Consider the following 7404-nt stretch of genomic DNA (forward strand, 5'->3'; position numbering starts at 1 on the left):
GCCCGACCGACAAAGCCGCCCTGGAATTCCTGCAGAACCAGTTCAAGGCCGTCGGTCGGGCTGGCCGTGATGGTGAACGAGAAGCCGTTCGGGTAACCCGCCTTCGCGAGGAGCTGCTTCGCCTTGCCGGTGTCGTGGGCGTACTGCGTGTTGAGGTCCGGAACGTAGCCCGGTGACGACTTCGGAAAGGCGTTGGCCGACGGCTCGGCTCCCTTGGCCACCGTGTCGACGAAGGCCTGGCGGTCGATCGCGTGGCTCAGGGCGAGACGGACCTCGGTCTTGGCGAACGGCTTCGAAGTCGCACCGCTCTTGTCGAAGACCAGGACGTCCAGCATCGTGCCGCCGTTCTTGGCGAGCGCGACCTTGTTGGACGCCGCTGTCTTCTCGGTCGACGCGTCGATGATCGACGCGTCCGTCTGGCCCGAGATCTGGGCATTCAGGCGGGCGTTCTTGTCGAGGTAGTTCTTGTACACAACCGTCTGGAACGGATACGTGGTCGCGCCGGCCCCCGGCTGCCGGGCCATCGTGTAGCTGTTGCCCTTGACCGCGGTCGTCATCCTGTACGGCCCGGAGCCGTCGGGGCCCTGGTTCAGGGTGCTCGGGTCGCTGATCGCCCGCTGCCCGACGATCATGCCGGGCACGCCTGCCAGGTAGGTCTGGAACTTGGCCTGCGGAGCCGCGAAGGTGATGACGACCGTGTCACTGCTCGGGGCTGTCACGTCCTTGATCTCGGTGGCGCCGCCCTTCGCGAATCCCGCGTACGACTGCAGCTTGGAGTTGCTGCGGCGGTCGAGGTTGTCCTTGACCAGCTGCGCCCTGAGCCGGGAACCGTCGGTGAAGGTGACACCTGACGTGAGCTTCAGCGTCATCTGCGTGTTGGCCTTGTTGTAGCTGAAGCTGGAGACGAGTTGCGGGACGGCCTGTCCGTCGGCGCCCTCGGCGAAGAGCGACTGGTACACCGATTCGTAGAAGAGACGCTGGCCGGCACCGTAGAGCAGCGGGTCGTAGCCCTGCGGAGCGGGATCCGAGTCGTACCCCAGGGTGAGCGTGCTGCTCGTGGAACCACCGGCACCGCTCGTCGAGTTGCCGCAAGCCGCCGCGGAGACGGCGACCAAAGCCAGGGCCAGCGCGCTGACCCCCAGGCGCTTGAAGTTGAAGCCAGTCATCGGAGCCTCTTGGGTTGTCCAGGTCGGGGCCTTCGCCCAACTTGCCGAGAAGAATGGGTGGCGCACCTCACAACCGTCAGCAATGATTGCCATTGAATGAAATGTGTTTCCGAAAGGTGTCCTGTGAGCGACGACGCCACTCACCCCGCCGCCACTCCCCCCACTGCCACTCGACCCCGGGGCAAGCGGCCACCCCAGGGCGAACCGGTTGTCGACCGGGCCCTGGCCCTGCTGGCGACGTTCGACTCGACCCGGCGGCGGCTCAGCCTGCGCGAGTTGAGCCGGCTGAGCGGCATCCCGACCAGCACCACGCTGCGGCTGGCCGGGCGTCTACTGGAATGGGGTGCCCTCGAACGGGACGAAGCCGGCTATTACACGATCGGCCTGCGCCTGCTGGAGATCGCCTCGCTGGCGCCGCGCGGGCACGGCCTGCGTCAGACCGCGCTGCCCTTCATGAGCGACCTCGGCGCGGTGACGCGTCAGCATGTGCAGCTCGCGGTCCGCGAGGGATTGCAGGCAACCCTGGTCGAGCGTCTGTCGGCCCACAGCGCGGTCCAGGTGCACTACCGGGTCGGCGGCAAGATGCCGTTGCACGCGACCGGCATGGGTTTGGCGCTCCTGGCGTTCGCGCCGGTCGACGTCCAGGAGGAGGTCCTCTCCCGTCCGCTCCACAGTGAGCCCGACAAGCGGCTGATCCCCGCCCCGGCGATGCGCCGGACCCTGGCGGAACTGCGCAGGGAACGGGTCGCCATCTTCCGCCGCACCGAACTGGAGACGCTGGTGGCGGTGGCCGCTCCGATCTTCGACGAGAGCGACGAGGCGGTGGCCGCGATCGGCGTGCTGCTTCCCGAACGCGAAGCACAGCCGCGTCGGCTCAGCTACGCGGTGCGCACCGCCGCCCAGGGCATCTCGCGTGCCCTGGGCGCCCCGAGCGCGGCGATGGGCTGAGCGGCTTCCTCGGCGCGGCGATGAGCTGAACGGCTTCCTCAGGCGGTGACGACGTGGCGGCCGGGGCCGAGGAGTCGAACCGTCCCGGCCGGCACGGCGACCTCCGCCGAGGTTCCGGGCGGCACGGTGACCTCCAGTCGGAATCCCTCCGTCCCGATCCGCCAGGCCACCTCGATGCGCCCGAACGGTGATTCCAGCGCGACCGACGCGGACGTGAGACCCCCGCCCGGCACCGGCGCCACGCGGAAGCGCCGGTACGCGGGTTCCAGCGGTCGCAGACCTGCCGTGCAGCGATGCAGGAAGTTGATCACCGCACCCTTCGAGTAGTGGTTCAGCGACTCGTGCGGCCTGCCGTCGTCGGCGATGCCGTCCCATCGCTCCCAGACCGTGGACGCGCCGCGATCGATCATGTGCAGCCAGGAGGGCGCGCTGTCCTGGAGCAGCAACTCGTACGCGAGGTCCGCCTGGCCGTGCTCGACCAGCGTGGGCAGCAGGAGGGGCGTCGCGAGGAAGCCGGTACCGAGATGCGTCCCGGCCGCCCGGATCAGTCTCACCAACTGGGCGACGACGGTCGCCCGATGTTCCACGGGCACCAGGCCGAAAGCGAGTGCGCGCACGAGGTTGGCCTGGGTGGCCGGACGCAGCGTGCCGTCCGGTGCGATGAACTCGGTGCGCCAGGCCGCACCGACGCGCTCCGCGAGTTCGCCGTAGCGAACCGCGTCGCCGGGTCGACCCAGCACGTCCGCGATCCGTGCCATCAACCGCGCCGAGTGGGCGAAGTACGCGGTCGCGACATCGCTCTTGTCCCGGGCCAGGAAGGCGCCGAAGTCGGCGACGTCGTTGCCCGGTTCGAGCCATTCGCCCCAGTGGAATCCCGTGTCCCACAGGTATCGCTCGTGCGGGGCCGTCGGCCCGGTACGGTCCGGGTGCCTGCCGGATGCCGCCATCCGCTCGGTCCGATCGAGCCAGCGCACCATACTCGGCCACATGTCGGCCAGGATCCGCTCGTCGCCGTACGCGCGGTAGAGCTCCCAGGGCACGATCACGACAGCGTCACCCCAGCCCGCCGAGCCCTGCAACCGCGCGGTCGGCCCCTGTCGGCCCTCCGTCGGACCGTGGGGGGAGATGTTGGCGATGGTGCCGTCCTCCCACTGCTCGACGGCGACGTCGCCGAGCCACTTCGCCGAGAAGCCCGCGACGTCGTAGAGGAAGGCCGCCGTGGGGACGTAGAGCTGCCAGTCACCGGTCCACCCGGCGCGCTCACGGTGCGGGCAGTCGGTCGGGATCTCACAGGCGTTGTCACGGAAGCTCCATACCGCCGCCTCGTGCAGTTGGTTGATCCGCTCGTCGCCGCAGGAGAACCAGCCGGTGCGGCGCAGGTCGGTGTGCACCACCACGCCGGTCAGATCCGCGGGGCTCAGTTCCTCGGGATGCCCCTCGATCCGTACGTACTGGAAGCCGTGCGTGGTGTGCCGTGGCTCGAAGACCTCGCCGGCACGGCCGGCGGAGACCACGGTGTCGACCTGTCCCGCCGGAAGCGGCTCGGGCAGGAAGGGCACGGCGGGCTTCAGATGCTCGGTGGTGACATCGCCATCCGGGCCGAGCGCTTCGCCGTGGGTCAGGGTCAGTTCGGTTCCCTCGGGGCCGAGCCGTTCGAGGCGCACCCAGCCGTTGATGTTCTGCCCCAGGTCGACGACGTGGCGGTCCCCGACCCGGACGACCGACCTCGGGCGCAGTTCCTCGATCCGGCGCACCGGTGGAGCGGGGGACCAGATGAGCGTCTCGTGGCCGAGCGGGACGGTCTCCACCGGGTCCCATCCGGCGTCCGGGTCAATCGCCCCACCGCCTCTCCGCCGGTCCTCGGTCACGCCGCCGATGAGGTCGGCGCGGATCAGGGTCGAGACCCGCGACTCCCACCCGGCGTCCGTGCCGAACACGGCCACGCGGCCGTCGACGTACTCGACCTCCAATTGCGCCAGGAACGCAGTGTGTTCGCCCCACTGGTCCGCGGCGCGGAAGATACCGAGCTGACCGCGATACCAGCCGTCGCTGAGCAGCGCGCCGAGCGTGACCTCTCCGGGCGCGAGGAGGGCCGTGACGTCGTAGGCCTGAACCGGGAGGCGACGGGTGTAGTGGGTGTACCCGGGTGCGAGCTCGACGTCGCCGATGCGCGTGCCGTCGAGGAACGTCTCGTAGATGCCGTGCGCGGTGGCGTAGAGCCGGGCCCGGCGCACCGGCCGATCGACGACGAAGCGGCGGCGCAACGCGTAGGCCGGACGCCGGCCGGCCGGGGCGACCTCGAGCTCGTGGGGGCGGATCCAGTCGGCGGACCAGTCTCCCTCGTCGAGCAGCCCGGTCTCGAAGACGGCCCGTTCCGACCAGGCGGACTCGCCGAGATCGGTCCGCAGGCGCACCTGCCAGGCGACCTCGGCCGCCGAGCCCAGCGGCGCGAACGGCCAGGCGACCAGCACGCTCGCGCCGCCCTCGACCCAGCCCGTGTCCCGCTCGGCTCCGTCGATCTCGGCACGGATCCGGTAGGCCTGTTGGGCCACCGTTCCCGCCGGGAGCCGCCATGAGAGCCGCGGCGAACGGTCGCCGAGGCCGAGCGGGGAGGCTCCGAGATGCTCGACGACGAGGGAACCCGGAACGCTCATGCCGTGATCCGTTCCGCCTGGCGAACGGTGGAGGAGATGAGATCCAGAGCCGTCGCCGTGGGCTCCACTGTGGCCGCCCAGTTCAGAAAGCCGTGCGGCATCGTGCGCACCATCACCTGGTGGACGTCGACGCCCGCCTCGACGAGCGCCGCCGCGAACCCCTCGCCGGACACCCTGAGATCGTCGTACTCGCCATTGAGTACCAGCGTCGGACACAGTCCGCGGAGGTCGCCGAGGATCGGGAACGCATAGCCGTCGGCCGTGCTGAGCGGGCCGCCGAGGTAGTTGTGGTTGAAGAACCGGTGCATCGCGGGCGGCATCCGCATCTCCCGCGGCAGTTCGTCCATCAGCCCGAGATGCTCCGGCGGCAGAGCCGGCAGGACCGCGTGGGCCACTCCGTAGGCGAAGATCAGGCAGGCGGGGGGACGCCGGTCCTCGTCACGGAGCCTCAGCGCCGCGCCGGCCGCCAGATTGGCTCCGGCGCTCGCTCCCCCGACCGAAACGAGGTCGGGGTCGATCCCGAGGTCGGCGGCGCTCTCCCGGACCCAGCGCACCGCCGCGACCACGTCGTCGTGCGGCACGGGATGGTGGACCCCGTTCCGGCAGAGCCGGTAGTCCACCGAGACGACGACCACGTCACCGCGGACGGCCACTTCGCGCGCGGTCCAGTCGGCCTCGGGCATGTCGAGATCGCCCATCATGAAGGCCCCACCGTGCATCCAGACCAGGCACGGCCGCGGGCCGGCGCCGGGACGCTCTCCGTAGACCCGTACCGGCACCGGGCCGTGCGGACCCGGCGCCGTGGTGTCGCGTACGGGTACGTCGGGCACCGCGTAGTCCGGCCAGGACCGGTAGGCCGCGCGCCGCTCGGCGTACTCCGGATCCTCGAAGAAGGCCCGCATGTCAGGGACGCCTTCGATGAGTTTCAACCGCTTGAGAACCTCAGGATGAATCGGCATGGATCGCAGAGTTCCGGAAGCCGTCCTCCCGGTCACGCCACGGTGCCGCTCAATGAAATCTCAGGCCCGTCCCGAGTAGCGCAGCCGACGGACGATCACGTCGCCTTCGCTCGCGAAGGGTCCGATCACACGGCCGGTGAACGCCTTGGCCGTCTCGAAGCACCAGTGCCGGCCGTCGAGTTCGGCGAGGGTGACCTCGGTGCCGGCCGACCGGGCGGTCAGACGGATCCGGTCGCCCCCTACCGCGCCCGCGGAGAAGTCGGCGGGCGGCGGTGTCATCGCGATGGTCAGCTCGACCTCACCCGCCGGCAGGGTCGCGTGCCAGCTCCGGTCGAAGCCGGCCACGACGGCGCGCGCGGTGATCTCCACTCCCTGGGCGCCGGCTCGCGCCTCCAGCGCGATGCTGTTGTCCTCCGCGTTGCGCACGGCCAGGCCGCCGGCCCCGGCGCTCACGTCGAACGCCGCGCTGACGGCGGCCGCCAGGTGCCGTTGCCGACGGCCGAGGAACGCCGGGTGCGTCCCGTCCAGCCCCGTACTTCCGGTGCTGGAGATCAGCAGCCCGCCGGAGACCGGCCGGGCGAACTCGGCCGTCGGCCGGCGCACCGCGATCCACCCGGGATCGGCGAGCGCCGACGCCGTCGTGAAGTCGTACTCGATCTCTTCCGGTGACGGCGGCGCCAGGTCGGCCAACCGCGCCGTGGGCCAGCCGTCCACCCAGTCGACCGTCCCCAGGAAGGTCTCGCGGCCCAGCGGGGAGAACGACTTGGCCAGCCCCACCGGCCGAACACCGAGGCAGACCAGCGCAGTGCCCCGATCGGTCTCGACCAAGTCCGCGTGACCGACGTTCTGCACCGGCGAACCGGTGCCGGAAGCGGTCAGAATCGGGTTGGCCGGGCAGCTCTCGAACGGGCCCTCGGGACGCGGTGCGCGGGCGACCGTCACGGCGTGGCCGCGGTCGGTGCCGTCCTCGTCCCAGGCGAGGTCGGGGTCGATGCCGTCGACCGCCGGAATCGTCACGCCGTCGCTCCATGGTCCTGCCGGGTCCGTCGCGGTGAAGACGACGCAGCCACGCCCGCCGAGGAAGACGGTGACGATCAGGTGGAAGACGCCGTTTCGGTACCGCAGGGTCGGAGCCCAGACACCGCCCGGCGTCGGCACCCGGTCGAGCCGGACCTGTTCGGGACGGGTCGCCACGTGCCCGATCTGACGCCAGGTGCGCAGGTCGGTGCTGTGGTGGACGGGAAGCCCCGGTAGGTATTCGAACGACGAGGTGACGAGGAAGTAGTCGTCTCCCACGCGCACCACGCTGGGATCCGGGTTGAAGCCCGGCAACAAGGGATGACTCATGCCTCCGCCAAGCCGCGCAGGAACCGGATCGCCTGCCGGTGGAGGGCCGACGGGTCCTCGGCACCGTCCCAGAAATGCCCGGCGCCGGGTACGAGGACGAGTTCGGCGGTGCCACCCGACGCGATCTGCGCGGACACGAAGGTCGTGCTCTGGCTGTACGGCACCATCGCGTCTCTGTCTCCGTGCATGACCAGCATGGGCGGCGCGTCGGCGCGGACGTGGGTGATCGGGCTCGCCTCGCGTGCCAGCTCGGGCACCGAACCGGTGGGAGCGCCGAGGAAGATCATCGAGCGCTTGTCGCGGTTGGCGACCGAGATGAACGCACGGCCC

At 70.5% G+C, this 7404-nt stretch carries 6 protein-coding genes; 1 reads left to right on the forward strand and 5 read right to left on the reverse strand.

Features of this window, described 5'->3' with window-relative positions; all coding sequences use genetic code 11:
- Positions 1 to 1166: ABC transporter substrate-binding protein (locus ACWEBX_RS35680; RefSeq protein WP_451888908.1), on the reverse strand; the 1166-nt coding region annotated here is incomplete at its 3' end.
- Between the two features lie 123 nt (positions 1167 to 1289).
- On the opposite strand from ACWEBX_RS35680, the gene ACWEBX_RS35685 reads away from it, so the two are divergent.
- Positions 1290 to 2114 (forward strand): IclR family transcriptional regulator, encoded by an 825-nt coding sequence (locus ACWEBX_RS35685; protein ID WP_451888909.1) that lies wholly within the window; start codon positions 1290 to 1292, stop codon positions 2112 to 2114.
- 38 nt (positions 2115 to 2152) lie between these two features.
- Here the strand turns inward: ACWEBX_RS35685 and ACWEBX_RS35690 are convergent, their stop codons facing one another.
- From ACWEBX_RS35690 to ACWEBX_RS35705, 4 genes are all read right to left on the reverse strand, one after another.
- Complete coding sequence (locus ACWEBX_RS35690; RefSeq protein ID WP_451888910.1) at positions 2153 to 4768, reverse strand: family 78 glycoside hydrolase catalytic domain; 2616 nt, start codon at positions 4766 to 4768, stop codon at positions 2153 to 2155.
- On the reverse strand, positions 4765 to 5727 hold the full coding sequence (locus ACWEBX_RS35695; protein WP_451888911.1) for an alpha/beta hydrolase: 963 nt from the start codon (positions 5725 to 5727) through the stop codon (positions 4765 to 4767). The genes ACWEBX_RS35690 and ACWEBX_RS35695 overlap by 4 nt, the downstream gene beginning before the upstream one ends.
- Before the next feature lie 60 nt (positions 5728 to 5787).
- A complete protein-coding gene (locus tag ACWEBX_RS35700; protein WP_451888912.1) occupies positions 5788 to 7074 on the reverse strand; it encodes a family 43 glycosylhydrolase in 1287 nt (428 codons plus the stop codon).
- The coding region (locus ACWEBX_RS35705; protein ID WP_451888913.1) for a prolyl oligopeptidase family serine peptidase at positions 7071 to 7404 on the reverse strand (334 nt) is incomplete at its 5' end. The genes ACWEBX_RS35700 and ACWEBX_RS35705, both read right to left, overlap by 4 nt.

It is taken from the genome of Streptomyces sp. NPDC005070, from assembly GCF_053600395.1.

What these genes read in the sequence shown, in the direction of transcription:
- ACWEBX_RS35695 (WP_451888911.1), bottom strand. Translation starts at nt 5,727, where the DNA reads ATGCCGATTCATCCTGAGGTTCTCAAGCGGTTGAAACTCATCGAAGGC.
- ACWEBX_RS35700 (WP_451888912.1), bottom strand. Translation starts at nt 7,074, where the DNA reads ATGAGTCATCCCTTGTTGCCGGGCTTCAACCCGGATCCCAGCGTGGTG.
- ACWEBX_RS35690 (WP_451888910.1), bottom strand. Translation starts at nt 4,768, where the DNA reads ATGAGCGTTCCGGGTTCCCTCGTCGTCGAGCATCTCGGAGCCTCCCCG.